Raw genomic sequence first — 25,323 nt, 5'->3', positions numbered from 1 at the left:
TTCGTCCGCCTGGCACTCTTCGCATGCGAGTGCCAGCGTTCCCGGGCCCAGTGTACGGCTGTCGGGTACACCGAGGGCAAGGTCGGTGCGGTCCCGGCGGCTCGTGCAGTTAGCGTCGCGGTATGACGGTGACTTGGGAAGAGCTGGGGTGGGAGCGGTTGGCCGCGGGGGTCGGCCGGTGCCGGCTGCCCGGCTGGGACTGCACGGCCGGACTGGTCCTCGGCGAGGGTACGGCACTGATGGTGGACGCCGGCTCGAGCGTGGCCGAAGGCGCGCGGCTGCGGGCGCAGGCCGAGGAACTCGCCGACGGCCGTGTGACCCATCTCGCGCTGACCCATCCCCACTTCGATCACGTCTTCGGGGCGGCGGCCTTCGCGGGGGCGCAGGTGTACGGGGCGGTGGGCGTCGACGTGGTGTTCGCCCATGAACGCGGCGAGCTGCGCATGGACGCGGTCCGGAACGGTCTGCCGGTCGCCGACGCGGACGAGGCGGTGGACGCGCTGGTGACGCCCGGCCATCCGGTCTCCGGCGAGTGGACGCTGGACCTCGGGGGCGGCCGCCAGGCGCTGCTGGCGAACGTGGGTCCGGGTCACACGGCCCACGACCTCGCGGTGCTGGTCCCCGGCTCTCCGGAGGTGGTCTTCTGCGGCGACCTGGTCGAGGAGTCCGGTGAGCCACAGGCCGGTCCGGACGCGCTGCCGTCCCGCTGGCCGGACGCCCTGGACCGGCTCCTCTCCCTGGGCGGCGCGGACGCGCTGTACGTGCCCGGTCACGGAGCGGTGGTGGACGCGGCGTTCGTGCGCCGGCAACGCGACGAGCTGGCGGCCCGTTTCGGCGTGTCGTGACACTCGGGCCCGGGCTTCTCCTATCGTCATCCGAATGCGCCAGTACTCCGCCGACCTGACCCCACCGTGGAAGAAGCAGCAGCCCGCCCCGGAGGTACCGGCGGAGCCGGGCCTGGTGGTGGAGGAGCCCGGCACCGGGTTCTGCGGGGCGGTGATCCGCTGCGAGGCGGGCACGGTGACGCTGGAGGACCGCTTCGGCAAGCACCGGGTGTTCCCGCTGGAGCCACGGGGGTTCCTGCTGGAGGGGCGGGTGGTGACGCTCGTACGCCCGTCGTCCTCCGGTCCGGTACGGCCCACCCGTACGGCCTCCGGTTCCGTCGCCGTCCCCGGCGCCCGCGCCCGCGTGGCCCGTGCCGGCCGCATCTACGTCGAGGGCCGGCACGACGCCGAGCTGGTCGAGAAGGTGTGGGGCGACGACCTGCGCATCGAGGGCGTGGTCGTGGAGTACCTGGAGGGCGTCGACGACCTGCCCGCGATCGTGTCCTCCTTCGCACCGGGTCCGGACGCGCGGCTGGGCGTCCTGGTGGACCACCTGGTGCCGGGCACGAAGGAGTGGCGGATCGCGGAGTCGGTGACCAGCGAACACGCCCTGGTGGTGGGCCACCCGTACATCGACATCTGGGAGGCCGTGAAGCCGTCGTCGCTGGGGATCGAGGCGTGGCCGACGGTTCCGAGGGGGCAGGACTGGAAGACGGGGGTGTGCCGGGCGCTGGGCTGGCCGTCGGAGAACACCGGGGCGGTGTGGCAGGCGATCCTGAAGCGGGTGGGGTCCTACAAGGACCTGGAACCGGAGCTGCTGGGGCGGGTGGAGGAACTGATCGACTTCGTCACGGCAGCGGGAAGCGGTGGGGCTTGACGTTGGGGAGGGTGCCGAACCCGCTGGTGTCCAGTTCGACATCCAGCGCCTCAAGCCGCAGCCGTTCGCCGAACTTCCTCGTGATCTGCCCCTTGTAGTCGGCCATCTCCCCATCGCCTTCGGGCCGCGTCAGCAGGACGCACTGCGCCATGATCGGATCGGCGATGAGGTACACGGGGATCCCGCCCGCCGCGTAGATGGAGCGCTTGACGCAGTAATCCCTCTCGACGCTGGTCTTCGACACCACCTCGACGACCATCGTGATGAGACTGGCCGGGAGGAGCCGCCCCGAAGCAGGCAGGATTTCCGGGGCGACGACTACAAGATCCGGGACGGGCTCGCTGGCTTCGTCGATGATGTCGACGTCCTGGGTCTGAAGGCTGTACCAGCGCTCAAGAGGAATCTGCCTGCCGAGCAGCATCACGATCAGGTTGTGGACCAGGTCCGGGCTGGCCATCATCACGATTTCCCCCCGCAGGAGCTCCACCTTGAGTCCGTCGGGCGGCTCGAACCCCTCGAAGAACTCTGCGACTCCACGTTCGTCCACAGCGGTCATCTCCGTGGCCTCCACATTCGCCGCGTACTGTCAGCGGCAGCCTACGAACCAGGTTAGGGACCGAACCCGCGTTCCGGGGGGATTCACCCGCCCGAGCGATCAGTCCACCAGGTCCCGCACCACCGCGTCCGCCAGCAACCGCCCCCGCAGCGTCAGCACGGCCCGCCCCTCCTCGTACGGCCCTTCCTGGAGGAGCCCCTCGCCCAGCGCCCGCCGGGAAGCCGCAAGCCCCTCCTCCTTCAGCAGGGACAGCGGCACCCCCTCGCGCAGCCGCAGCTCCAGCAGGATGCGCTCCACGCGCCGGTCCTCCTCGGACAGCAGTTCCCGTCCCGCCCCCGGGGAGCGGCCGGAGGCCAGCGCCGCCGCGTACGCCCCCGGATGCTTGACGTTCCACCAGCGCACCCCGCCGACGTGCGAGTGCGCTCCGGGGCCCGCGCCCCACCAGTCGGCGCCCCGCCAGTACAGCTCGTTGTGGAGGCAGCGGCCCGCCTCGGAGGTGGCCCAGTTGGAGACCTCGTACCAGGAGAAGCCCGCCGCGGACAGAGCCTCCTCGGCGATCAGGTACCGGTCCGCGTGGACGTCGTCGTCGGTCATCGGGACCTCGCCCCGGCGGATCCGGCGGGCCAGCTGCGTGCCCTCCTCCACGATGAGCGCGTACGCGCTGATGTGGTCCGGCCCCGCGCCGATCGCCGCGTCCAGGGAGGCTCGCCAGTCGTCGTCGCTCTCGCCGGGGGTGCCGTAGATCAGGTCGAGGTTGACGTGCGCGAAGCCCACCGCCCGCGCCTCCGCGACGCAGGCCTCGGGGCGGCCCGGGGTGTGGGTGCGGTCGAGGACGCGCAGCACGTGCTGCCGCGCGCTCTGCATGCCGAAGGAGATCCGGTTGTAGCCGCCCTCGCGGAGCGTGGCGAGGTAGGCCGGGTCGACCGACTCCGGGTTCGCCTCGGTGGTGATCTCCGCGTCCTCCGCCAGGCCGAACTCGTCGCGGATCGCCCCCAGCATCCGCACGAGATCGTCCGCGGCCAGCAGCGTGGGCGTACCGCCGCCGACGAAGACCGTACGGACCGCACGCGGGTCGTCGCCCAGCACCTTCCGGGCGAGGCGGATCTCCTCGATCACCGTGTCCGCGTAGTTGTCGCGGGAGGCCAGCACGCCCTCCGTGCCGCGCAGCTCGGTCGCGGTGTAGGTGTTGAAGTCGCAGTAGCCGCAGCGGGTCGCGCAGTACGGCACGTGCAGGTAGAAACCGAGCGGGCGGCCTGTGGCCCCGGCGAGCGCGTGCGCGGGCAGCGCGCCGTCGGCGGGGACGGGCTCGCCGTCGGGGAGTGCGGAGGGCATGCCTTCCATTGTCCAGCACCGCCGGGGTTACTCCGCCTGCAGCACGAGCAGGGCCAGGTCGTCCTCCGGCAGGCCCCCGCCGAAGTCGTGGACCAGGCGCCGGATCCTTTCCGCGATCAGTTCGGCGCTGAGTCCTGCGCAGCCGGACAGGGCGCGGGCGAGGCCGTCGCCGTCGTCGAACTGGCGGGAGCCGGAGCGCCGCTCGGTCACCCCGTCGGTGACGCACAGCAGGCTGTCGCCGGGCCGCAGGTCGAGGGTCTCGCTGGTGTAGGTCTCGTCCTCGACCACGCCGAGCAGGGTCTGCGGGCGGGCGGCGGTGTGCACGGTGCCGTCGGGACTCAGGACGAGCGGGAGCGGGTGGCCGGCGGAGGCGAGGGTGCAGCGGACCCCGCCGTCGTGCGGGGTCAGCTCGCCGTAGAGCAGGGACAGGAAGCGGGTCTGCGGGCCGTCCCCGGTGGCCACCGGCCGGCCGCCGGCGGCGACGAGGGCGCGGGCGGCGGCGTCGGCGGCCTCGGTGGCGTCGTCCAGGAGGAGCTGGTTGAGCCGGTCCAGGACGTCGGCGACGCGGTACCCCTCGCGGGCGAGGAGGCGCAGCCAGGGGCGGGCGAGGCCGATCACGACCGCCGCCTCCGGGCCCTTGCCCTGGACGTCGCCGACAGCGAAGCACCACCGACCGTGGCCGGCCGGGAACAGGTCGTAGAAGTCGCCGCTGGGGCCGCCCTTGTCGCAGGGCTCGTAGACGAGCGCGCTGCTCACGCCGGGGATCTCGGCGACCGCGCCGGGCAGCAGGCCGCGCTGCAGGACGGCGCTGATGGTGGCCTGGCGGGCGTACTGGCGGGCCGCGCCGATGGCGAGGGCCACGCGTCGGCTGAGGTCCTCGACGAGCCCGGTGACCTCGTCGGGAAAGCTCAGCAGTCCGCACCGGCCGATGACCAGCGTGCCGAGCGGCCGCCCGGCCGCGATCAGCCGGTACGAAAGTGCCGTGCCGTCGGCGCCCTGCGGGCCGAGCGCATGGCCGGGCCATGGGTACGGCTCGGGGCCGGAGCGCAGCCCCTCGTGCGGGCAGGGCGGCTCCTTCTCCAGGGCGCACCGCAGTTCCTCGATGCGGCATTCGCTGGCGTGCCAGACCCGGTCGGGGCCGCTGGTGGCGCCGCCGCGCACGGTTGCCTCGTCCTCCAGCCACACCGCGCACCAGTCGGCGAGCCGGGGCACGATGAGCTGGCCGGTGAGGGCGGTGACCAGGTTCTCGTCCAGCTGTCCGGCGAGCAGGTCGGAGGCCTCGGCGAGGAACGACAGCGCGCCCCGGCCGAGCCAGTCCCGGTCGCCGCCGGCGCGGTGCGGCTGCGGGGCCAGGTCCTCGGCGACCTCCAGGGCGGCCTCCGGGGCGGGGGTGTCCGGGTCCTCGACGCCGCCCGGGGGCAGCCGCGCCCAGACGGTCTTGGCGCCGGCGCGGTAGGTGACGCCCCAGGACTCGGCGAGCGTGGTGACCAGCCGCAGGCCGCGCCCGTACTCGGGGGTGTCGTACGGCCCCTCGCCGCCGAGCGGGTCGCGCGGGGCGCGGGAGGGATGCCGGTCGCCGACCTCCACCACGAACGCGCCGGTCTCCTCCAGCAGCCAGTCGACCTCGACGTCGGTGCCGGCGTGTACGACGGCGTTGGTGACCAGTTCGCTGACGACGGCCATGGCGTCGTCGACGAGCCGGGGCGGGACTCCGGGCGTCTCGGCCAGCGCGGCCCGCACCAGGGCACGTGCGGACCCCGGTGCCAGGGGGCTTCCGGGCAGCGTCGTGCCGCCCCGCACGTCCCTGGCCCGGGGCTCGCTCTCCCGCTGCGTCGGTATGGCCGCCATGTCCATGCGGCCAGGGTGACAGACCGGGGGCGCCCATAAGCGGTGTGTCACTGAAGTGGGCAGAAGACGACCACTTTCGAACGCCCGTCGAGCTCAACCTGCCCAGGGGCGTGGGGCTGTGCCGCCATGCGGCTCTGCCGCGTGGGCGCGAGCAACCACGGCGCACCCGCACCCGCCGACAGCCCCAGGGCACCCCCTCGAAACCGCGTCAGGCCTCCCGGGTACCGGCGTACATCTCATCGATGAGGTGCTTGTACTCCCGCTCCACCACGGGCCGCTTCAGCTTCAGGCTCGGCGTGATCTCCCCGTGCTCCACGTCGAGATCCCGCGGCAGCAGCCGGAACTTCTTGATCGTCTGCCACTTCTGAAGTCCTGCGTTGAGCTGCTGCACATACCCGTCGACCATCTCCACCGTCTGCGGCGCGGCGACGATCTCGGCGTACGGCCTGCCCTCCAGGCCGTTCTCCTTCGCCCAGTCCAGCAGGGCGAGCTCGTCCAGGGCGATGAGGGCCGTGCAGTAGTTCCGGTCGGCGCCGTGCACCAGGATGTTGGAGACGTACGGGCACACCGCCTTGAACTGGCCCTCGACCTCGGCCGGGGCGACGTACTTGCCGCCGGAGGTCTTGATGAGGTCCTTCTTGCGGTCGGTGATGCGCAGATAGCCGTCGGGCGAGAGCTCGCCGATGTCTCCGGTGTGGAACCAGCCGTCGGTCTCCAGCACCTCGGCGGTCTTCTCGGGCAGGCCGTGGTAGCCCTCCATGATGCCGGGGCCGCGCAGCAGGATCTCGCCGTCGTCGGCGATCCGCACCTCCGTGCCGGGCAACGGCTTGCCGACCGTGCCGGTGCGGTAGGCCTCGCCGGGGTTGACGAAGGAGGCCGCGGAGGACTCGGTGAGGCCGTAGCCCTCCAGGATGTGGATGCCGGCGCCGGCGAAGAAGTAGCCGATCTCGGGCGCGAGCGCGGAGGCGCCGGAGACACAGGCGCGCAGCCGGCCGCCGAAGGCCTCGCGGAGCTTGCCGTAGACGAGGGTGTCGGCGACCTTGTGCTTGGCGGCGAGGCCGAACGGCACGGCGTGGGTGCCGGTGCGGCGGAAGTTGTCCTGGCTGACCTTGGCGTACTCGCGGGCGACCTCGGCGGCCCACTGGAAGATCTTGTACTTGGCCGGGCCGCCCTCGCGGGCCTTGGCGGCGACGCCGTTGTAGACCTTCTCGAAGATCCGCGGCACGGCCGCCATGTACGTCGGCTGCACCACCGGAAGGTTCTCGATGATCTTGTCGACGCGGCCGTCGACGGCGGTGACGTGGCCGACCTCGATCTGGCCGGAGGTGAGGACCTTGCCGAAGACGTGCGCGAGCGGCAGCCAGAGGTACTGCACGTCCTCGGCGCTGATCAGGCCGGTCGCGGCGATCGCCTTCGCCATGTACGCCCAGTTGTCGTGCGGGAGCCTGACTCCCTTGGGGCGGCCGGTGGTGCCGGAGGTGTAGATGAGGGTGGCGAGCTGGTCCCGCTTGATCGCACCGACCCGCTCCTTGATCAGCTGCGGGTGCTGCTCCAGGTAGGCGGCACCGCGCCGCTCCAGCTCGGCGAGCGTGATCACCCAGTCGCTCGTCTCGGCGCCGGCCGGGTCGACGACGACGACCTTGGTCAGCTCGGGCAGCTCGGCGCGCCTCTCGAGCGCCTTGGCGACCTGGGCGGCGTCCTCGGCGATCAGCACCCGGCTCTCGGAGTCGGAGAGGATGAAGGCCGACTCGTCGGCGTTGGTCTGCGGGTAGATGGTGGTCGTGGCGCCGCCGGCGCACAGGATGCCGAGGTCGGCGAGGATCCACTCGACCCGGGTGGAGGAGGCGAGCGCCACCCGCTGCTCGGGCTGCACGCCCAGCTCGATGAGGCCGGCCGCGATCGCGAACACCCGTTCGGCCGCCTGCGCCCAGCTGAGCGACTTCCAGTCGTCGGGGCCCTGGCCGGAGGCGGGCGGCACCGGATACCGGTAGGCCTCGGCGTCCGGTGTGGCCGCCACGCGCTCCAGGAAGAGGGCCGCCACGGACGGCGGACGGTTCTCGATCAGGGTCTGTGTGTCGCTCACGACATCCTCCGGGGCCCGCGACGGTGCGGCTGAACTCGGTGCGGCTGGGTTAACTCACGGTGGGGGTTCGTGCTGCTGTTTCGCTGTTGTTTAACTCGCGAGTAACTATCGAGCAGGGATCAGAGTAAGCCGCGACAGGCCGCTGCGTAAGGGGCTTCGGCCTGTCACTTTCCACGGAGAGCGACGCTACGCACGCGTAGGGGCCCGCCGCGCTTTCGCACGACGGGCCCCCTTGTGTCCCGTTTATGGACGTAACCCGTTGTTACCCCTGGTTACTTCTTGCCCTTGGCCGACCCCGCGCTGTCATCACTGGACAGGACGGCGATGAAGGCTTCCTGCGGAACCTCCACGGAACCCACCATCTTCATCCGCTTCTTGCCTTCCTTCTGCTTCTCCAGCAGCTTCCGCTTGCGGGAGATGTCACCGCCGTAGCACTTGGCGAGGACGTCCTTGCGGATGGCGCGGATGGTCTCGCGGGCGATGACCCGGGAGCCGATGGCGGCCTGCACCGGCACCTCGAAGTTCTGCCGCGGGATCAGCTCCTTGAGCTTGGCGACGAGCCGCACGCCGTACGCGTACGCCTGGTCCTTGTGCGTGATCGCCGAGAAGGCATCGACCTTGTCGCCGTGCAGCAGGATGTCGACCTTGACCAGGGAGCTGGACTGCTCGCCCGTGGGCTCGTAGTCCAGGGAGGCGTACCCGCGCGTCTTGGACTTCAGCTGGTCGAAGAAGTCGAAGACGATCTCCGCGAGCGGAAGGGTGTAGCGGATCTCGACGCGGTCCTCGGAGAGGTAGTCCATGCCGAGCAGGGTGCCGCGCCGGGTCTGGCACAGCTCCATGATCGCGCCGATGAACTCGGTGGGCGCGAGGATCGTGGCCCGCACGACCGGCTCGTAGACCTCGGCGATCTTCCCCTCGGGGAACTCGCTCGGGTTGGTGACGGTGGCCTCGCTGCCGTCCTCCATGATCACGCGGTAGACCACGTTGGGGGCGGTGGCGATCAGGTCGAGCCCGAACTCGCGCTCCAGCCGCTCGCGGATCACGTCCAGGTGCAGCAGGCCGAGGAAGCCGACGCGGAAGCCGAAGCCGAGGGCGGCGGAGGTCTCCGGCTCGTAGACCAGCGCGGCGTCGTTGAGCTGCAGCTTGTCCAGGGCCTCGCGCAGCTCCGGGTAGTCGGAGCCGTCGAGCGGGTACAGGCCCGAGAAGACCATCGGCTTCGGGTCCTTGTAGCCGCCGAGGGCCTCGGTGGCGCCCTTGTTCTGGCTGGTGACGGTGTCACCGACCTTGGACTGGCGGACGTCCTTCACACCGGTGATCAGGTAGCCCACCTCACCGACGCCGAGACCGTCGGCCGGCAGCATCTCGGGCGAGTTGACGCCGATCTCCAGCAACTCGTGCGTGGCGCCGGTGGACATCATCCTGATGCGCTCGCGCTTGTTCAGCTGGCCGTCGATGACACGGACGTAGGTCACGACACCGCGGTAGGAGTCGTAGACCGAGTCGAAGATCATCGCACGCGCGGGCGCGTCGGCGACCCCGACCGGGGCCGGGATCTCCTTGACGACCTTGTTCAGCAGCGCGTCGACGCCGAGACCGGTCTTCGCGGAGACCTTGAGGACGTCCTCCGGGTCGCAGCCGACGAGGTTGGCGAGCTCCTCGGCGAACTTCTCGGGCTGGGCCGCGGGAAGGTCGATCTTGTTGAGCACGGGGATGATCGTGAGGTCGTTCTCCATCGCCAGGTAGAGGTTGGCGAGGGTCTGCGCCTCGATGCCCTGGGCGGCGTCGACGAGGAGGATGGTCCCCTCACAGGCGGCGAGCGACCGCGAGACCTCGTAGGTGAAGTCGACGTGCCCCGGGGTGTCGATCATGTTGAGGATGTGGGTCGTGCCCTGGTCGGGGCCCTCGGTGGGGGCCCAGGGCAGACGCACCGCCTGGGACTTGATCGTGATGCCGCGCTCGCGCTCGATGTCCATCCGGTCGAGGTACTGAGCACGCATCTGCCGCTGCTCGACCACACCGGTCAGCTGAAGCATTCGGTCGGCGAGTGTGGACTTGCCGTGGTCGATGTGCGCGATGATGCAGAAATTGCGGATCAGGGCCGGGTCGGTACGGCTCGGCTCGGGCACATGGTTAGGGGTCGCGGGCACGCAGGGTCCTGATTCTTGAGGTATCCGCAGGGTAACGGTCTCGGGTCGGATCGATACGTAGTCTCCATGGTCCCACGCGGAGGGACCGGGCACCGTTTTGGGCCGCTCGCAGGGCCACTGGTACTGTAGATGGCTGTGCCTCATGCCCTCTCAGCGCGAGGCGCGTCAGAGAAATTTTGGATCACCGGTACGGGACCCGCGCGGCCCCGCACCAGAACCTGAAAAGGCTCCTTCGTGGCGAACATCAAGTCCCAGATCAAGCGGATCAAGACCAACGAGAAGGCCCGGCTGCGCAACAAGGCCGTCAAGTCCTCCCTGAAGACCGCGATCCGCAAGGCCCGCGAGGCCGCTGCCGCGGGTGACGTCGAGAAGGCCACCGAGCTGCAGCGCGCTGCCGCGCGTGCGCTCGACAAGGCCGTCTCGAAGGGCGTCATCCACAAGAACCAGGCCGCCAACAAGAAGTCGGCGCTTGCTTCCAAGGTCGCGACCCTCAAGGGCTGAACCCCTTTCTGATCTGACCGCCGGAAGGACCAAGAGCGGGCCCTCTCTCATCCGCTCCCGGCCGGCACCCCCGGATTCGCACGCGGCCTGCGTTCGCCACGCGGGTGCGAGTCCACCAGCTTGATCCGAAGGCCCCGGCACCCTCCCTTCCCCAGGGCGGGTGGTGGGGCCTTCGGCATGCGCCCCTTTGACGACCGCAGCCGGTCACCACGGGAGCCGGGTCACGCAGTTCGGCAGGCATGATGTCCGCCGGGGGAATGCGTTGTCGCCCTTGCGGACGAGGGAGACGAGGGAGCGGACGAGATCCGGGACGCCGTTGCATGCGGCGTTCGTCCAGCCACGGCGATCGCCGCCTCCCGCGCCGGGTCAGTGCCGAAGCCTGCCTGGGTCGGCGTCGAGGCCGGCCGGGTCGGCGGCGGATCAGGCCCGGCCTCTCGATCGCGCTGCCCGGGCGATCGTCACGACCGCCTTCTCCAGGGCGTACTCGGGGTCGTCGCCCCCGCCCTTCACTCCGGCGTCGGCCTCGGCGACGGCCCGCATCGCCAGCGCGACCCCGTCCGGCGTCCACCCCCTCATCTGCTGCCGCACCCGGTCGATCTTCCACGGCGGCATCCCCAGCTCCCGCGCCAGGTCCGCCGGCCGCCCTCCGCGCGCCGCGGAAAGCTTCCCGATCGCGCGCACGCCCTGGGCCAGAGCACTGGTGATCATCACCGGCGCCACGCCGGTCGCCAGCGACCATCTGAGCGCCTCCAGCGCCTCCGCCGTACGCCCCTCCACGGCCCGGTCGGCGACCGTGAAGCTGGAGGCCTCGGCCCGGCCGGTGTAGTACCGCCCGACCACCGCCTCGTCGATCGTGCCCTCCACGTCGGCGACCAGCTGGGAGACCGCCGAGGCCAGTTCCCGCAGATCGCTGCCGATGGCGTCGCAGAGGGCCTGGCACGCCTCGGGCGTGGCCGACCGCCCGAAGGAGCGGAACTCCCCCCGAACGAAGGCCAGCCGGTCCGCCGGCTTGGTCATCTTCGGACAGGCCACCTCCCGCGCCCCCGCCTTGCGCGCGGCGTCGAGCAGCCCCTTGCCCTTGGCCCCGCCCACGTGCAGCAGCACGAGCGTGATCTCCTCGGCGGGCGCCCCGAGATAGGCCTTCACGTCCTTGACCGTGTCGGCGGACAGGTCCTGCGCATTGCGTACGACCACGACTTTCCGCTCGGCGAAGAGCGAAGGACTGGTGAGCTCGGCGAGGGTGCCGGGCTGCAACTGGTCCGGGGTGAGGTCGCGTACGTCCGTGTCGGCGTCGGCGGCCCTGGCGGCGGCCACCACCTCCTGCACGGCACGGTCGAGCAGGAGGTCCTCCTGGCCCACGGCGAGCGTCACCGGGGCGAGAGGGTCGTCATTCGCAGTCTTCCTGGCCATCACTCACAGCATCCCACGCGGCACTGACAACGAACCGACCCCCGCACCCTGACCGGCCCCGGAGCCGCCCCTGAGACCGGACCGGGAGCGGGCTCGGGGGCACGGCCGGGAGTCGGCTCGGGGTCATCACCGTCCGGGGTCACGGCCGGGGTCCGGCTCGGGGTCACGCCAGGGACCGGCTCGGGGTCACGGCCCGGGATCCGGCCCGAGGCCCGGCACGGGGCGCAGCTCGCGGGCACGCCCAGGATCCAGCTCGGGATCCAGCTTGGGGTCACGGCCCGAGGTCACGGCCGGGGGCCGGCTCGGCGTCGCGCCCAGGATCCGCCTCGTGGTCACGGCCCAGGATCCGGCCCGAGGCCCGGCACGGGGCCCAGCCCGGGGTCACGGCCCGAACCACGGACGAGGTCCGGCCCGGGGTCACGGGTCCTCGCGCCAGCCGTCCCATCCCGCGGCGAACTCGTCCAGCTCCGCCGGGTCCAGCCGCTCCGCCTCGTCCCGCAGGACCACCAGCCACTGCGCATCCTCGGCGTCGTCCTCGCCGGCCAGCGCGTCCCGGACGAGCCGTGGCTCCTCGTCCAGCCCGAACCGCTCCCCGAGCGCCTCGGCCACCTCCTCGGCGGCATCCCGGTCGGGCAGCACCAGCACGTGTCTCACATCGCTCACGGGCCCATTCTCCGCCACCGCACGAGAACCGAACCGCCAGGTCAGACCGGTCAGGAGGTCCCGTTCCGGTCTCGCACGGCCGGCACGCGGTCCAGCTCGATGCCGAACCGCTCCCGGTACATCCTCAGCACCTCCTCGTCCGCCTCCAACTCCCGCGCACCGCGCGTACCGTCGGCGGCCGTCGTCTTCAGCTCCCGGCCGCTGAGCGTGGTCCTCCCTCCGTCCCCGGTGACTCGTGAGCAGACCAGTGACCGGGTGAAGTGCGACAGCGGCGAGGTGCTGTGCCACCAGGCCCCGGCCGCGAAGTCCCCGAGCACCCGGGGCCGCGTCTCGAGCCGGTACTGCGGCCTGCCGTCCCGTAGGACGTCCAGGTCCCCGGAACCGGCCGAGCCGCCGCCGCGCACCCCGGCCGCGTCCGGCCCGGCCTCGACCACCCTGAACACCCCGGCGGGGTCGACCTGCTCCCCGCGCTCCTCGTATCGCAGCGGATAGTGGCTGTGCGCCCCGAACCCGACGTCCGCGAGCCAGGTGTCCGCCTCCACCGTCCGCACCCGCAGGGCGAGATGGTCGTACGGGATGCCGAGCCGCCCCTCATCGCCGTACACGCGCGCCGCCAGCAGCTCGACCTCGTAGCCGAGCGCGGCGAGCAACGCGCCGAACGCTCCGTTGAGTTCGTAGCAGAAACCGCCCCGTCCGCGTCCGACCACCTTGTCCAGCAGCTTCTCCTCCTCCAGCACGATCGCCTCGCCGAGGTGGATCGACAGATTCTCGAAGGGGACGGTCCGCAGATGGCGCAGCTGCAGCTCGCGCAGTGCCCGGCCGGTGGGCTCCTGCGGGCGCTCGGCCCCGATCCGACGGAGATAGGCCTCGACCCGGCTTGAGTTCATGGACTCAGTCTGCGCGAACTCCTGTTCCTCAGTCTCTCGCCACCCGCAGTTCCCCTCCCGTCCCGCCCGTCCCGCCGACCGCGAGCTCCCCGTCCCGGTCGGTGCGCAGTACCAGCGCCCCGATCTCCCGCAGCGCTGCCACGGTCGCCGGTGCCGGGTGGCCGTAGGGGTTGTCGGCGCCGCACGAGATGAGTGCCACCCGGGGAGCCGCGAGCCGCATCAGCTCCGGGTCCTGGTGGGAAGAGCCATGATGGGCCACCTTCATCACGTCCACGCCGGCCAGCTCGGCCGCCGCCGGTGACCGCACCAACGCCTGCTGGGCCGGTGGTTCGAGGTCGCCCAGCAACAGCATCCGCAGCCCGCCCGAGCGCACCAGCATCGCGACGCTGGCGTCGTTCGGACCGTCCGGCTCGGGTACCGGGCCCGGCCAGGCCGGGGTCTGCGTGTCCCCGGGCGGCCGGGTGCTCGGCGGGGGCCACAGGACCCGCCAGGACAACGCTCCGGCACGCCGTTCCTCTCCCGCTACGGCATGCGTGACCGGGATGTGCCGTGCCGCCGCCTCCCGTCCGACGAACTCGGCCTCGTCGGTGGGCTCCTCGAAACCCGTGGTCTCGATCGCGGCCACCGAACGGCCCCGCAGGACCCCGGGCAGGCCCGCCACATGGTCGGCATGGAAGTGGGTCAGGACGAGAAGCGGAATGCGCGTGATGCCCAACTGCCGCAGACAGTGGTCGACCAGCACCGGATCGGGGCCGGCGTCCACGACCACCCCGGCTCCCTCGCCCGCCGCCAGTACCGTCGCGTCGCCCTGCCCGACATCGCACATCGCGAACCGCCAGCCCGGCGGTGGCCAGCCCGTGATCACCCGGGTGAGCGGTGCCGGCCGCACCACCGCCAGCAGGAGCAGCACCCCGAGCAGCGCGCACCACCAGGGATGCCGCGTGAGCCGCCGCCCGCCCAGCACGACGGCCACGGTGACCGCCGCGAGCAGCAGCGCCCCGGGCCAGCTGCCCGGCCAGTCCACTCCCGCGCCGGGCAGCGCCGCCCCTGTCCGGGCCACACCGGCGATCCACCCGGCGGGCCAACTCGCGCACCACGCCAGGGCCTTGGCGGGTGCCATCGCCACCGGCGCCGCCACGAGCGCCGCGAATCCCAGCACCGTGGCCGGTGCCACCGCCACCTCGGCCAGCAGATTGCACGGCACCGCGACCAGGCTCACCCGGGCCGACAGCACCGCCGTGACCGGGGCGCACACCGCCTGTGCCGCGGCGGCCGCCGCCAGTGCCTCCGCGAGCCTCGGCGGTACCCGGCGCCGCCTCAGCGCCTCGCTCCAGCCCGGTGCCACAACGAGCAGGGCGCCGGTGGCCAGCACGGAGAGCAGGAAGCCGTAACTGCGGGCCAGCCACGGGTCGTAGAGCACCAGCAGCAGGCCGGCCGTGGCCAGTGCCGGGATCAGGGATCTGCGCCGCCCGGTGGCCAGGGCGAGCAGCGCGACCGCGCCACAGGCGGCGGCCCGCAACACACTGGGGTCGGGCCGGCACACGACCACGAATCCCACCGTGAGCGCTCCGGCGAGCAGTGCGGTCGTCCGCAGCGACAGCCCCAGGCGCGGGGCCAGGCCACGGCGCTCGGCCAGCTGTGCCAGGCCCGGCGGCCCGATGAGGAGCGCGAGCAGGATGGTGAGGTTGCTGCCGGACACGGCGAGCGTGTGCGCCAGGTCCGTCTCCTTGAACGCCTGGTCGAGTTCGGGTGTGATCCGTGAGGTGTCCCCGACGACCAGTCCGGGAAGGAGCGCCCGGGCGTCCCCCGGCAGGCCGTCGGTCGCCTTGCGCAGTCCGGCCCTGAGCCGTCCCGCGAGCCGTTGCGGCCCACTGGGGTCCGCCACGATCCGCGGACCCGGCCGGCCGCGCACCCGCAGCACCGCCGCGGTCGGTTCCCCACCCGCCGCCGCGGGCGCCAGCCGCCCGCCGACCCGCAGCCGCGTGGACGGCAACAACCCGAGCCAGGCATCGCGCGCGCCCTGCTTGCTCCGCGCGCCCGGGGCCCCGGGGCGCGCCGCGGATCCCTCTGCCGGAGAGCCGCCGTTTCTGGCGGTCGTCCCTTCCGGGGCCGGAACGTCCGCGTCGACGACCAGCAGCACCGGAGTCCGCGTCCGCACGCGCGTCCCGTCGCTCCGTTCGACCTGCCGCACCTCGGCCCGGACCAGCACCCCGGTCGGCGCGGCGTGATCGCCGCGCACCCGTGGCCGACTCAGCCAGGGGTCGCCGCTGAGTTCGACCTCGGCGGTCATGGTCGCGTACCGCCGGGCCAGCTCGGGCACCGGCCCGCGCCGCAGGTCCGCCCCGTGCAGTCCGGCCGAGGCGGCCGCTGCGGAAGCGCACAGCAGCACGGCGGCGATCGAAGACCGGGCCCACGCGAACCGCCCGAGCCGCGCTCCGGCCGGTGCTCTCTGCGTGACCCGCCCGGCCGGTGCGGACTGTGCGGACCGTGGGGGCCTCCGCGCTGCCAGCAGCACGACCCCGGCCACCAGACAGACGACCGCGATACCGGCCGTCCAGCCCATCGGCGTGTCCAGTGTCAGGGCGGCCGTGACCCAGGCCGCGAGTGCGGGCGGCACCAGGCGCAGGTCCATGGGCCCCGTCCGGTCGCCGCGAGCGGCGGTGTCGTCCTCCCCGGTGCCGCGGTCCACGGAGCCGAGGGACCCCCGGTCTCCCGACCGCCCGCCTTCTCGCCGGGCCTGCCCGAGCAGGCCGATCCTCCCGCGTTCCGGCGGCCCGTCATCGATCGCTCGGGTCATGGCCGTACCAGATTCCGCAGATCGCCGAAGCGGCGGTCGCCGATGCCGTTGACCTCGCGCAGTTCGTCCACCGAGCGGAAACCGCCGTGCTGGGTGCGGTAGGCGATGATGTGCTGGGCGAGGACCGGGCCGACTCCCGGCAGCGCGTCGAGCTGGTCCACTGTGGCCGTGTTGAGGGAGACGGGCGTCGCGGGGCCCGGGCCGGCCGCTCCGGGGGCGGCGGGCCCGGCCGAGAGGCCGGGAAGAGGTGCGGCCCCGGCGGGTGCGCCGACGACGACCTGTTCGCCGTCGACCAGGAAGCGGGCCCGGTTGAGGCCTTCGATGTTCACGCCCGGACGGACACCGCCGGCCGCCCGCAGCGCGTCGGCCACCCGGGAACCGGCCGGCAACCGCTGGATCCCGGGATTGCGGACCTTACCGCTGACGTCCACGACGATCTGTCCGCTCGGCGTGGCGGAGGCGCTCGCGCCCGCTCCGGGCTTGGTGTCGTCCCCCTTCTTGGCATACGGCGTGTCCGCCTTGGTGTAGGGCGCCTCGGCGCGCACCACTTGGGGGGCGCTCACGGACTGGGTCCGCCCGGCCCAGAAGTGCTGCACGGCGAACACCGCGGCGGCCACGAGCACCACGGCGAGCGCCACCACTCCCCGCCGCTCCACCCCGCACCGCGCCTGCAGCCACACCGGCATCCGCTCCCGCAACGCCGGCCCGACCCGCTCCCGCCAGCCGAGCCGGTCGGCGCCGGGCAGCTCCACGGGGCCTGCAGCGCCCGCTGGTTCGGGCTCGTCAGTCGTGCTCGGTGCCTGAGCCGGGGTCGGCATCAGCGTCGGCGTCGGCCCGTACGGCGGCACGGCGTGCGGTGGCTCGGTCGGAGCAGGCGCGACCGTCGCCGCCGGGACCCTGGCAGGGCTCAGCCCGGACGCCCGGCCCGTGACCGATGCCGTGACCGATGCCGCGGCCGCCCCGGTGGCCGCCTCGGTCGCCGTCCTCCCGGCGGGCCCCTCTGCGTCCGGCGGTCCGTTTCCCGACTCCCGCCGTCGCACGGCTCGTTCACCGAAGAGGAGTTCCGCTCGGCGGCGCAGGTCCTCGGCCGGTGCCGGCGGGCGGTGGCGGGCACGGCCGCGGTCGATGCCACGGCGGTGACGGATGCGGCCGTCGGAGGTGGGTCCACGGCCGGGTCCGCTGGTCGGAGTGGCTGTGCGTGAACGTGATCGAAGTGCCATGCGACGAGGATGGGACATCCCGCCGCTTCGCGATGATCTTGGTCAATTCCCGTGGATGACGGCACTGTTGTGGATAACTCCGTCACCCGTACGCGTGTGGGCTCAGCGGGGGGAGATCACCGCTCCGAGCAGCCCGGGACCGGTGTGTGCCCCGATCACCGCCCCGACCTCGCTGACATGGAGGTCGGCCAGGCCCGGCACCCGTTCCCGCAGCCGGTCGGCGAGCGCGGCGGCGCGGTCGGGCGCGGCGAGGTGGTGGACGGCGATGTCCACCTCGGCGCCGCCCGCCCGCTCGGCGGCGATCTCCTCCAGACGGGCGATGGCCTTGGACGCCGTGCGGACCTTCTCGAGCAGTTCGATGCGGCCACCGTCCAGCTGGAGCAGGGGTTTGACGGCGAGTGCGGAACCGAGCAGGGCCTGTGCGGCTCCGATGCGACCGCCCCGGCGCAGATAGTCGAGGGTGTCGACGTAGAAGTAGGCGGACGTGCCCGCGGCTCGCTTCTCGGCGGCCGTGACGGCCTCGTCCACGGTGCCGCCGGCTTCGGCGGCCTCGGCCGCGGCGAGCGCGCAGAAGCCGAGGGCCATCGCGACCATCCCCGTGTCCACCACCCGCACCGGCACCGGCGCCTCGCGGGCCGCGAGGACCGCCGCGTCATAGGTGCCGGACAGTTCGGCGGACAGATGCAGGGAGACGATGCCGCTCGCGCCGGACTCGGCGACCCTGCGGTAGGTTTCCGCGAACACCTCGGGGCTCGGCCGCGAGGTGGTGACGGGACGCCGCTTCTGCAGCGCCTGGGCCAGGGAGCGGGTGGAGATCTCGGTGCCCTCTTCGAGCGCCTGGTCGCCGAGAACCACGGTCAGGGGCACTGTGGTGATGCCGTGACGCTCCATCGTCCGCGGCGGCAGGTAGGCCGTTGAATCGGTGACGATCGCGACATGGCGGGACATGAGCTGGAGGTTACCTGCCGTAGTGCTGGTGCGGCAGCCCGGCCCCCATGGTGCGGGACCGGAGCGGCCAGGTCAGGTGGTGCTCTCTGGGCGCGGCTTCTTCTGCCACGGGTGGGCGAGACGCGGCGACGGCGGGGTGATCGCCTGGCGCGCCTGCTCCGCGGCGGGGCGGGACGCCCGCGAGCGGGCGTGCTGGGCCGCCGGGCCGTCGGGGGTGGACGCGGCGGACACGTCGGTCTGCTGCTCCTGCGCCTGCGGCTGCGCGGAACCGGCCGGGGTCCAGTGGCGCAGGGCGTCGGCCTCGATGTCTATCTGGTCGCTGAGCGCGCCCAGATCGTCGTCGATGAAGCGGCGCGCCCGGTCGCGGACCGCCCAGCGCAGTGAGTCCGCGGACTTGGTGATGCGCTCGGTGCGGCTGCGCAGTTCGGGCAGCCGGGCGCCGAGTTCGGCCCGGTCGGGCTCCGACTCCAGCCGCCGTAGGTCGGCGTCCAGCTCGTGCCCGTGCGCGCTGAGCCGTTCGAAGAGGCCGAGGGACTCCTTCAGCGACTCGTCCTCGCTCGCGCCCGCGCGCAGCGCGTCCTGGGTGGCGCGCAGGGAGGTGCGCAGTGTGAGCCGGAGCTGCGCGATCTCGGCGGCGGGGCCGATCTGGACGAACGACTTGGCGCGCAGCGTGTGGTCCTCGACGGTGCGGCGGGCCTGCTCGATCGTCCGGTCCACTCCGCGCTTGGCGGCGCCGACCGCCTTGACCGTGGCGTACGCGCCCAGGCCGACGAAGAGCAGGAAGAGCAGGGCGAACACGGCGATCACTGCTTCCACGACGCTCCTCCTCGGGCCGGCACGGCACACGCCGCTGTGCTCTCCACGGTAAACGCAGCGGGCAGGCCCGGAGTTCCAGAGAAACCCCGAACCTGCCCGTAGGGGACTACCCCGAGACGGCGAACGGCCCCCGTTTCCTACGCGGGAACGATGTTCACCAGCTTCGGCGCCCGGACGATCACCTTGCGGATGCCCGCGCCGTCCAGCGCCGCGACGACCTTCTCGTCGGCCAGCGCCACCTTCTCCAGCTCCTCCTCGGAGATGGCCGGCGGCACCTCCAGGCGGGCCTTGACCTTGCCCTTGATCTGCACGACGCAGGTCACGGTCTCGTCCACGACGTAGTCCGGGTCGGCGACCGGGAAGTCCTGGTGGACGACCGAGTCGGTGCGGCCCAGCTTGCGCCACAGCTCCTCGGCGATGTGCGGGGCCAGCGGGGCGACCATCAGCACCAGCGGCTCGGCCACCGAGCGCGGCACCGCCGTGCCGGCCTTGGTCAGGTGGTTGTTCAGCTCGGTGACCTTGGCGATGGCGGTGTTGAAGCGCAGGCCCTCCAGGTCCTGGCGGACGCCGTCGATCGCCTTGTGCAGGGCGCGCAGGGTCTCCTCGTCGGGCTCGGCGTCGGTGACGGTGACCTCACCGGTCGCCTCGTCGACGATGTTGCGCCACAGCCGCTGCAGCAGCCGGAACTGGCCGACCACCGCGCGCGTGTCCCACGGCCGGGAGACGTCCAGCGGACCCATGGCCATCTCGTACAGGCGCAGGGTGTCGGCGCCGTACTCGGCGCAGATCTCGTCCGGGGTCACCGCGTTCTTCAGCGACTTGCCCATCTTGCCCAGCAGGCGGGAGACCTTCTCGCCCTGGTAGTAGTACGCGCCGTCGCGCTCCTCGACCTCGGCGGCCGGCACCGCGATGCCACGGCTGTCGCGGTAGACGTAGGCCTGGATCATGCCCTGGTTGAACAGCTTGTGGAACGGCTCGGCCGACGACACGTGGCCCAGGTCGTACAGGACCTTGGACCAGAAGCGCGCGTACAGCAGGTGCAGCACGGCGTGCTCGGCGCCGCCGACGTACAGGTCGACACCGCCGTGCGGCCGGCCCTCGCGCGGGCCCATCCAGTACTGCTCGATGTCGGGGTCGACCAGCTGCCGCTCGTTGTGCGGGTCCAGGTAGCGGAACTCGTACCAGCAGGATCCCGCCCAGTTGGGCATGGTGTTGGTCTCGCGGCGGTACTTCTTCGGCCCGTCGCCCAGGTCCAGGGTGACGTTGACCCACTCCTCGTTGCGCGACAGCGGGGTCTCGGGCTGGGTGTTGGCGTCGTCCGGGTCGAAGGTGCGCGGGCTGTAGTCCTCGACCTCGGGCAGCTCCAGCGGCAGCATCGACTCGGGCAGCGGGTGGGCGATGCCGTCCTCGTCGTAGACGATGGGGAAGGGCTCGCCCCAGTAGCGCTGACGGCTGAACAGCCAGTCGCGCAGCCGGAAGTTGACGGTGCCCTCGCCGATGCCCTTGCCCTGCAGCCACTCGGTGATGCGGGCCTTGGCCTCGGTGACGCCCAGGCCGTCCAGCGAGACCCCGTCGCTCGCGGAGTTGACCAGCTTCGCGTCGTACGACACGAACGCGTCGTCCCAGGCCGCGGTGTCGGTGCCGCGGCCGTCGGTCGGTTCGACCACGCAGCGGATCGGCAGCTCGAAGGCGCGCGCGAAGGCGAAGTCGCGGGTGTCGTGCGCCGGGACGGCCATGATCGCGCCGGTGCCGTAGCCCATCAGGACGTAGTCGGCGATGAAGACCGGGATCTGCTCGCCGTTGACCGGGTTGGTCGCGAACGCACCGGTGAAGACGCCGGTCTTGTCCTTGGCCTCTGCCTGCCTCTCGACGTCGGACTTCGAGGCGGCCTGCGCGCGGTAGGCGGCGACGGCCTCGGCGGGCGTGGCGTGACCGCCGGTCCAGACCTCGTGCGTGCCCTCGGGCCAGGCCTCGGGGGTGAACTTCTCGACCAGCGGGTGTTCGGGCGCCAGCACCATGTAGGTCGCGCCGAACAGGGTGTCCTGGCGGGTGGTGAAGATCGTGATGTGCTCGCCGTCGATCGGGAAGTCGACGCGGGCGCCCTCGCTGCGGCCGATCCAGTTGCGCTGCTGCAGCTTGATGGCCTCGGGCCAGTCCAGCTCCTCCAGGTCCTCCAGCAGCCGGTCGGCGTAGGCGGTGATGCGCATGTTCCACTGGCGCAGCTTGGCCTTGAAGACCGGGTAGTTGCCGCGCTCGGAGCGGCCGTCGGCGGTGACCTCCTCGTTGGCCAGCACGGTGCCCAGGCCGGGGCACCAGTTGACCGGCGCGTCGGAGGCGTAGGCCAGGCGGTACTCGCCCAGGACGTCGGCGCGCTCGGTGGCGTTCAGCTCGCTCCACGCGCGCGTGGTGCCCGGAACAGCGCGCTCACCGGACTCGAACTGTGCGATCAGCTCGGAGATCGGGCGGGCCTTCTTCGCCGCGTCGTCGTACCAGGAGTTGAAGATCTGCAGGAAGATCCACTGGGTCCACTTGTAGTAGTCCGGGTCGATCGTGGCGAAGGACCGGCGCTTGTCGTGGCCCAGGCCCAGCCGGCGCAGCTGGGCCTTCATGTTCTCGATGTTGGCCTCGGTGGACACGCGCGGGTGCGTGCCGGTCTGCACGGCGTACTGCTCGGCGGGCAGGCCGAAGGCGTCGAAGCCCAGGGTGTGCAGGACGTTGTGGCCGGTCATGCGCTGGAACCGGGCGAAGACGTCGGTGGCGATGTAGCCCAGCGGGTGGCCGACGTGCAGGCCCGCACCCGAGGGGTACGGGAACATGTCCATGATGAACTTCTTGGGCTTGGCGACCAGCCCGGCGTCGCCCGCCAGGTCGCCCTTGGGGTTCGGCGCCGCGTAGGTGCCGTCGGCGTCCCAGAAGTCCTGCCAGCGTGCCTCGATCTCGGCTGCCATGGCGGCCGTGTAGCGGTGCGGCGCGGCGGCCTCCGCCGACGTGGCGGCGGCGGCAGCGGGGTTCGTCTCGCTCATGATCCTCAAAGCTCCATCGATCGTCTCTGCCTGCGGCTGCGACATTCCGAGAAACGAAAAAACCCCTCGCACAGGAGGGGACGCCGCGCCGATGCCGACCTCACGGTTCGACCCGGGGTCGGTACTGATCAGCGCGGCCCGCTAAGCAGAAGGCGTACGGCACGCATGGCGTTAGGGTACCGCAGGCCCCGAGCGAGCGGCGACGGCCTTGAGCAAGCCGCGGCCCGCTTCCGTATCCCTTGTGGACATGCCAGGAGTCGCAAGGGGAGCTGAACCAAGGTCAACAACTACTTCGCGTACCGTCCCCCAAGGGACATCACCCCAGTCGCATAGTCCGTTGATAACAACGCAATAACTCAAACCCCGTACTGATCGGTATGGCGCCACTTAGAGTTCGGCAGCGGGACCGCTTTCCCGAAACTGCTCGGAGTTGCCCCCATGAACCCTCGTCGTAGTACCCGCTCCCTCCCCAAACCGGGCCGCTCGGCCTATGGGGTGGCGTCGGCCGTCGCCCTGCTGCTCATACCCGTGGTCGTGCTGGTCGGAGGCAACCAGGTCCAGGACTTCCTGAACTTCGGCGCGGGCGTGATGTCCCTGGTCTCGCTCAGCTGCTCGGTGATCTGGGGCCTGTTCGCCCAGGACCGGATCTTCCTGAACATCCGGCAGCGGATCATCGGCCAGGCGGTGCACCGCACGCTGGGGGTCGCGTCGATCGCATTCCTGCTGCTGCACATCACCATCAAGATCGCACTCGGCCACACGCAGCTGATCGCCGCGATCATCCCGTTCTCGCTCGGCGTCACCGGAATCGGCGGCCTGATCGGACTGGGCTCGCTGGCCGGCCTGCTGATGATCTTCGTGGGCGTCACCGGCGCCCTGCGCAGCAATTTCGCCACCCCCGCCCCGGTCGCCGCGCGCTGGCGCGCCATGCACATGCTGTCCTACCCGGCCTGGTGCGCCGCGCTGATCCACGGCCTGTACGCGGGCCGCCCGGTGAAGAGCCCGCTCTTCACGTACCTGTACGCGCTGTCCCTGCTCGCGGTCATGGCCGCCCTCGCCCTGCGCGCCGCCCCCCGCCCGGTCAAGCGCAGGGTCGCCGACCGGCTCGTGGCGCTGTTCGGGAGCTCGGAGCGGCCGGGGCTCGAGGAGCTCGACGCGAGCCGTTCCCGGGTGGCCGAAGCGGCTCCGGCGGGCTTCGAGGACCGGCGCGAGCCCAGGGGGGCCGCCGCCCCTTCCGCGCCGCTGTACCAGTCCCCCGCCGCCCCCGCGGCGGAACCCGCGTCGGGCTTCGCGGCCGCCTACCGCGCCGTCTCCGCACCGGGCCGCTCCCGGCCGTCGTACCCGGCCGGCCAGACCGCTCGCATGGACCTGCCGCTGGACATGCAGGCCACCGAGGCCATGCCGCGCATGGACGGCTCCGCCGGCGCCTCGGGAAGCTGGCCGATCCCGTCCCCGCCGCCGGTCGGCGAGGCCCCGCGGTCCGTGTACGACCCGCTCCAGGACACCGGGCAGACCATTCCGGTCTACGGCAATTCGGGCACCGCCGGATACGGCGGAAGTGACATGTACGACACCGGTGAGACAAACGGCCTCTATGGCACGTACAACGCCAGTGACACGTACAACAGCGGTCCCGCTACCGAAACGCTGCCCGGCGCGTCGTACGACACTCCGGGTTCGGGCGAATCCTGGAACACGCCGTCCGGAGGCTTTTAGTGAACGAGGCCCTGCCCGACGTCCCCGAAGTCCGCGTGGTCGGCCTTCCGCAGCTCACGTCGGGCTTCGACCTTGTGGAACGACTCGACCTGCCCATGCACCTGAAGGTGCACGGGCCGCTCGACCCGCTCGCCGGCGAGCAGCTCGCACAGCTCGCCGAACGCATCAACCTCAGGGGCCGCGGCGGTGCCGGCTTCCCCTTCCACAAGAAGCTGCGCTCGGTCGCCGAGTCGGCGATCAAGCGCGGGGTGCGGCCGGTCGTCGTGGTCAACGGCAGCGAGGACGAACCGGCCTGCCGCAAGGACACGGTGCTGATCAACCGCGCCCCGCACCTGATCCTGGACGGCGCGCTGCTGTGCGCCGAGGCACTCGGCGCGCGCACACTCGTGATCGGTGTCACCCGCGAGTCCACGCAGCGCTCCATGGAGGCCGCGCTCGCCGAACGCGGGCTGAGCAACAGCCGTAGATCGGCGCTGCGCGCGTGGGTGCAACGCAACCCCGTGCGCATGGTCACCGGCGCGGCCGCCTCGCTGATCCGCTCGGTCGACGGCGGCCCGGCGATCCCGCCCGGCCGCAAGATCAGCGCCTCGCAGAGCGGCGTCGGCGGCGCGCCCACCCTGCTGTCCAACGCGGAGACGTTCGCGCAGCTGGCCATCGCCGCCCGCATCGGCCCCGAGCGCTACGGCAACACCGGCCTGTACGACGAGCCGGGCACCGTCATGCTCACCGTGTCCGGCGCGGTCGCCCGCCCGATGGTGATCGAGGTGCCCACGGGCGTGCCGCTGCGCTACGTGCTGCAGCTGGCGGGTGCCCCGCCGGTGCCGCAGGGCGTGCTGACCGGCGGCTATCACGGCAAGTGGATCGACGCGGCGACCGTCGACGAGGCGATCGTCTCCCGCAACTCGCTGGACGCGGTGGGCGGTTCGCTGGGTGCCGGCGCGATCCTGCCGATCAGCCAGGAGACCTGCCCGCTCGGCGAGTCGCTGCGGGTGGCGCAGTGGCTGGCCGAGGAGAGCGCGGGCCAGTGCGGGCCCTGCTACCTCGGACTGCCCGCCGCCGCGCGCGGCATGGAGGACATCCTGAACGGCGGCGGTCCGGCCGCCCTGGAAGCGTTGAAGCAGGTCGCGAAGAACGTCAAGCGCCGCGGCGCGTGTTCGCATCCGGACGGCTCGGCGATGTTCCTGGAGTCGACCATCAAGGCGTTCACCGACGACCTGGCCGCGCATGTCCTCGGAAACGGCTGCGGACGGCCCGTGGAGGGCGTTCTGCCGCTCTTCGAGGGGGGCAGGGCCCCTACGGGCATCCCGGGCGGCACAGAGCCCGAGGAGACCGGCGCAAGCCGCCAGAAGATCTACGTCGACTGGACGCTGTGCCGGGGCCACGGACTGTGCGCCGACATCCTCCCGGAGGTGTTCGAACTCGGCGCCGACGGTTTCCCGACCGTCGCCCAGGCGCAGGTGCCGCGGTACGCGGAGGCCAAGGCGCTGCGCGCGGTACGCCGCTGCCCGGCGCTCGCCCTGCGCATCGAGGAGGACACGCGTGGGCAGGCACCGTCCCGCAACCTGCCGGTCGTCTCCCAGGGCCGCGGCCGGCGCGCTCTCGGCCGCTGAGCGCACGACGACGGCGGGCCACCCGGGCGGGTGGCCCGCCGTCTTGTTCGGGCCTGCGGCGCGTC

General features: G+C 72.1%; 18 protein-coding genes. 5 read left to right on the top strand and 13 right to left on the bottom strand.

The features are described from left to right. Nucleotides 1–122: 122 nt before the first annotated feature. Both ACWC2T_RS00400 and ACWC2T_RS00395 read left to right on the top strand, forming a co-directional pair. Entirely contained in the window at nucleotides 123–845 is a 723-nt protein-coding gene (locus ACWC2T_RS00400) for an MBL fold metallo-hydrolase (protein ID WP_450668230.1), read from the top strand. A gap of 34 nt (nucleotides 846–879) precedes the next feature. Further along, nucleotides 880–1,701, top strand: coding sequence for a DUF3097 domain-containing protein (locus tag ACWC2T_RS00395; RefSeq protein ID WP_450668229.1), 822 nt, complete (start codon nucleotides 880–882; stop codon nucleotides 1,699–1,701). Here ACWC2T_RS00395 and ACWC2T_RS00390 read toward each other — a convergent pair. The 5 genes from ACWC2T_RS00390 to lepA all read right to left on the bottom strand — a co-directional run bounded on the left by ACWC2T_RS00390 (nucleotide 1,673) and on the right by lepA (nucleotide 9,667). Beyond that, a complete protein-coding gene (locus ACWC2T_RS00390) occupies nucleotides 1,673–2,257 on the bottom strand; it encodes a Uma2 family endonuclease (RefSeq protein WP_450668228.1) in 585 nt (194 codons plus the stop codon). The two genes, ACWC2T_RS00395 and ACWC2T_RS00390, sit on opposite strands and share 29 nt — an antisense overlap. A gap of 99 nt (nucleotides 2,258–2,356) precedes the next feature. Beyond that, complete coding sequence (hemW, locus tag ACWC2T_RS00385; protein WP_450668227.1) at nucleotides 2,357–3,589, bottom strand: radical SAM family heme chaperone HemW; 1,233 nt, start codon at nucleotides 3,587–3,589, stop codon at nucleotides 2,357–2,359. A 27-nt stretch (nucleotides 3,590–3,616) separates the two neighbouring features. Beyond that, the gene (locus ACWC2T_RS00380; protein ID WP_450668696.1) at nucleotides 3,617–5,437 is read right to left on the bottom strand and encodes a SpoIIE family protein phosphatase; all 1,821 of its coding nucleotides are present in this window, start codon (nucleotides 5,435–5,437) and stop codon (nucleotides 3,617–3,619) included. 208 nt (nucleotides 5,438–5,645) lie between these two features. Further along, nucleotides 5,646–7,520, bottom strand: a complete 1,875-nt coding sequence (locus ACWC2T_RS00375; protein WP_450668226.1) for an AMP-dependent synthetase/ligase — start codon at nucleotides 7,518–7,520, stop codon at nucleotides 5,646–5,648. A gap of 272 nt (nucleotides 7,521–7,792) precedes the next feature. Continuing rightward, complete coding sequence (gene lepA, locus ACWC2T_RS00370) at nucleotides 7,793–9,667, bottom strand: translation elongation factor 4 (RefSeq protein WP_450668225.1); 1,875 nt, start codon at nucleotides 9,665–9,667, stop codon at nucleotides 7,793–7,795. Nucleotides 9,668–9,901: 234 nt separating this feature from the next. On the opposite strand from lepA, the gene rpsT reads away from it, so the two are divergent. Further along, complete coding sequence (gene rpsT / locus ACWC2T_RS00365; protein ID WP_061922887.1) at nucleotides 9,902–10,168, top strand: 30S ribosomal protein S20; 267 nt, start codon at nucleotides 9,902–9,904, stop codon at nucleotides 10,166–10,168. Nucleotides 10,169–10,588: 420 nt separating this feature from the next. On the opposite strand, the gene holA is transcribed toward rpsT, so the two are convergent. The 8 genes from holA to leuS all read right to left on the bottom strand — a co-directional run bounded on the left by holA (nucleotide 10,589) and on the right by leuS (nucleotide 21,932). Continuing rightward, nucleotides 10,589–11,578: a DNA polymerase III subunit delta gene (gene holA, locus ACWC2T_RS00360; RefSeq protein WP_450668224.1), complete on the bottom strand. Its 990-nt coding sequence runs from the start codon at nucleotides 11,576–11,578 to the stop codon at nucleotides 10,589–10,591. Nucleotides 11,579–11,995: 417 nt separating this feature from the next. Continuing rightward, nucleotides 11,996–12,241, bottom strand: a complete 246-nt coding sequence (locus tag ACWC2T_RS00355) for a hypothetical protein (protein ID WP_450668223.1) — start codon at nucleotides 12,239–12,241, stop codon at nucleotides 11,996–11,998. Nucleotides 12,242–12,291: 50 nt separating this feature from the next. Beyond that, nucleotides 12,292–13,128 carry an arylamine N-acetyltransferase family protein gene (locus ACWC2T_RS00350; RefSeq protein ID WP_450668222.1) on the bottom strand — a complete coding sequence of 279 codons (837 nt, stop codon included), beginning with the start codon at nucleotides 13,126–13,128 and terminating at the stop codon, nucleotides 12,292–12,294. A gap of 28 nt (nucleotides 13,129–13,156) precedes the next feature. After that, on the bottom strand, nucleotides 13,157–15,925 hold the full coding sequence (locus ACWC2T_RS00345) for a ComEC/Rec2 family competence protein (protein ID WP_450668221.1): 2,769 nt from the start codon (nucleotides 15,923–15,925) through the stop codon (nucleotides 13,157–13,159). After that, nucleotides 15,922–17,145: a helix-hairpin-helix domain-containing protein gene (locus ACWC2T_RS00340; RefSeq protein WP_450668220.1), complete on the bottom strand. Its 1,224-nt coding sequence runs from the start codon at nucleotides 17,143–17,145 to the stop codon at nucleotides 15,922–15,924. Before ACWC2T_RS00340 ends, ACWC2T_RS00345 begins: the two co-directional genes overlap by 4 nt. Nucleotides 17,146–17,247: 102 nt before the next feature. Further along, nucleotides 17,248–18,093 carry a DegV family protein gene (locus ACWC2T_RS00335; RefSeq protein ID WP_450668219.1) on the bottom strand — a complete coding sequence of 282 codons (846 nt, stop codon included), beginning with the start codon at nucleotides 18,091–18,093 and terminating at the stop codon, nucleotides 17,248–17,250. Between the two features lie 72 nt (nucleotides 18,094–18,165). Then, a complete protein-coding gene (locus ACWC2T_RS00330; protein WP_450668218.1) occupies nucleotides 18,166–18,909 on the bottom strand; it encodes a hypothetical protein in 744 nt (247 codons plus the stop codon). A 137-nt stretch (nucleotides 18,910–19,046) separates the two neighbouring features. Continuing rightward, nucleotides 19,047–21,932: a leucine--tRNA ligase gene (leuS, locus tag ACWC2T_RS00325; protein ID WP_450668217.1), complete on the bottom strand. Its 2,886-nt coding sequence runs from the start codon at nucleotides 21,930–21,932 to the stop codon at nucleotides 19,047–19,049. A 438-nt stretch (nucleotides 21,933–22,370) separates the two neighbouring features. Here leuS and ACWC2T_RS00320 point away from each other — a divergent pair, with 438 nt between their 5' ends. Both ACWC2T_RS00320 and ACWC2T_RS00315 read left to right on the top strand, forming a co-directional pair. Then, nucleotides 22,371–23,648: a cytochrome b/b6 domain-containing protein gene (locus ACWC2T_RS00320; RefSeq protein WP_450668216.1), complete on the top strand. Its 1,278-nt coding sequence runs from the start codon at nucleotides 22,371–22,373 to the stop codon at nucleotides 23,646–23,648. Continuing rightward, the gene (locus ACWC2T_RS00315; RefSeq protein ID WP_450668215.1) at nucleotides 23,648–25,258 is read left to right on the top strand and encodes an NADH-ubiquinone oxidoreductase-F iron-sulfur binding region domain-containing protein; all 1,611 of its coding nucleotides are present in this window, start codon (nucleotides 23,648–23,650) and stop codon (nucleotides 25,256–25,258) included. Before ACWC2T_RS00320 ends, ACWC2T_RS00315 begins: the two co-directional genes overlap by 1 nt. Nucleotides 25,259–25,323: the final 65 nt, after the last annotated feature.

The sequence above is a fragment of the Streptomyces sp. NPDC001393 genome (genome assembly GCF_053597455.1).
Note: the sequence above shows the minus strand (reverse complement) of the source record. Positions and strands in the feature narration are given on the sequence as shown.

Bases quoted from the DNA above. Each gene is read 5' to 3' on its own strand.
- ACWC2T_RS00400 (WP_450668230.1), top strand. From the start codon at position 123: ATGACGGTGACTTGGGAAGAGCTGGGGTGGGAGCGGTTGGCCGCGGGG.
- ACWC2T_RS00395 (WP_450668229.1), top strand. From the start codon at position 880: ATGCGCCAGTACTCCGCCGACCTGACCCCACCGTGGAAGAAGCAGCAG.
- ACWC2T_RS00390 (WP_450668228.1), bottom strand. From the start codon at position 2,257: ATGACCGCTGTGGACGAACGTGGAGTCGCAGAGTTCTTCGAGGGGTTC.
- hemW (WP_450668227.1), bottom strand. From the start codon at position 3,589: ATGCCCTCCGCACTCCCCGACGGCGAGCCCGTCCCCGCCGACGGCGCG.
- ACWC2T_RS00380 (WP_450668696.1), bottom strand. From the start codon at position 5,437: ATGGCGGCCATACCGACGCAGCGGGAGAGCGAGCCCCGGGCCAGGGAC.
- holA (WP_450668224.1), bottom strand. From the start codon at position 11,578: ATGGCCAGGAAGACTGCGAATGACGACCCTCTCGCCCCGGTGACGCTC.
- ACWC2T_RS00350 (WP_450668222.1), bottom strand. From the start codon at position 13,128: ATGAACTCAAGCCGGGTCGAGGCCTATCTCCGTCGGATCGGGGCCGAG.
- ACWC2T_RS00345 (WP_450668221.1), bottom strand. From the start codon at position 15,925: ATGACCCGAGCGATCGATGACGGGCCGCCGGAACGCGGGAGGATCGGC.
- ACWC2T_RS00340 (WP_450668220.1), bottom strand. From the start codon at position 17,145: ATGGCACTTCGATCACGTTCACGCACAGCCACTCCGACCAGCGGACCC.
- ACWC2T_RS00335 (WP_450668219.1), bottom strand. From the start codon at position 18,093: ATGTCCCGCCATGTCGCGATCGTCACCGATTCAACGGCCTACCTGCCG.
- leuS (WP_450668217.1), bottom strand. From the start codon at position 21,932: ATGAGCGAGACGAACCCCGCTGCCGCCGCCGCCACGTCGGCGGAGGCC.
- ACWC2T_RS00320 (WP_450668216.1), top strand. From the start codon at position 22,371: ATGAACCCTCGTCGTAGTACCCGCTCCCTCCCCAAACCGGGCCGCTCG.